At 27.7% G+C, this 759-nt stretch carries 1 protein-coding gene; it reads left to right on the top strand.

The features are described 5' to 3' along the window. Positions 1 to 30: 30 nt before the first annotated feature. A partial coding sequence (locus L1D46_RS20795; RefSeq protein ID WP_239978182.1) for a hypothetical protein occupies positions 31 to 759 on the top strand: 729 nt, incomplete at its 3' end.

The following is a 759-nucleotide window of genomic DNA, read 5'->3' as shown; positions in this document are numbered from 1 at the left end:
CTCTGTAATGATCCCTATTTAATAAATTTAATGTCTGATAAAAGCGAAGATGAGCTATATATTAATAAAATATACACGCTCAGAGTGTTTTTTTATACCTCTGCTACTATTTTATTTTACTTATTATCACGACCAGGTGATGTTGTAAGTAATATTTTGTACTTCTCCATTGCATTAAGTTATTTTCTTCAATTAATTAACTTTGGTATTTTGTTTTTGAAGTCTAAAGCTAAAGGAGAGCTTGCTTTTAAGTCTATTGTAGTATCATATTCTTTGGTCGTATTATTTTCATTTATTTTGTATCTTAATGGCTTTATTTTTTATTCTATTGTAACTTTTCAGCCACTACTGTTTTTTGCTTTTTACTTTACTTTAAGGAAATGGAAAAGCTATAAGTTGTTATTTATAAGTGTGAGAGATGTTATAGATGTCTTCAGAAAAATATGGCCACTTCTGTTAACTTCTCTTTTTGTCATTCTATCTACAAAACTAGATGTGTTGGTTATAAGTAATCTATTAAGTTATCAAGATGTTGCAATATATTCTGTTGCTGTGCAGATAACAGAGCCATTCTCATTTGTTGTGACAGCTTTTTGTACTGCAATTATTTATAAAATAAAAAGTGAAGATAAGTATGATGTTATAATAACTTCTATTCGCATAGTAACTTTGTACGGGGTTTTGGTTTTTTTATTAATTTATTTCTTTGGCAGAGTTTTAATTGAGTATATTTATGGCACTGAGTATTTAGCATCTTAT

Origin of the sequence: Pseudoalteromonas sp. Isolate3, assembly GCF_022398505.1 — a bacterium.
Taxonomy (GTDB): domain Bacteria; phylum Pseudomonadota; class Gammaproteobacteria; order Enterobacterales; family Alteromonadaceae; genus Pseudoalteromonas; species Pseudoalteromonas apostichopi.
This window is presented reverse-complemented; position numbering and strand designations above follow the sequence as displayed.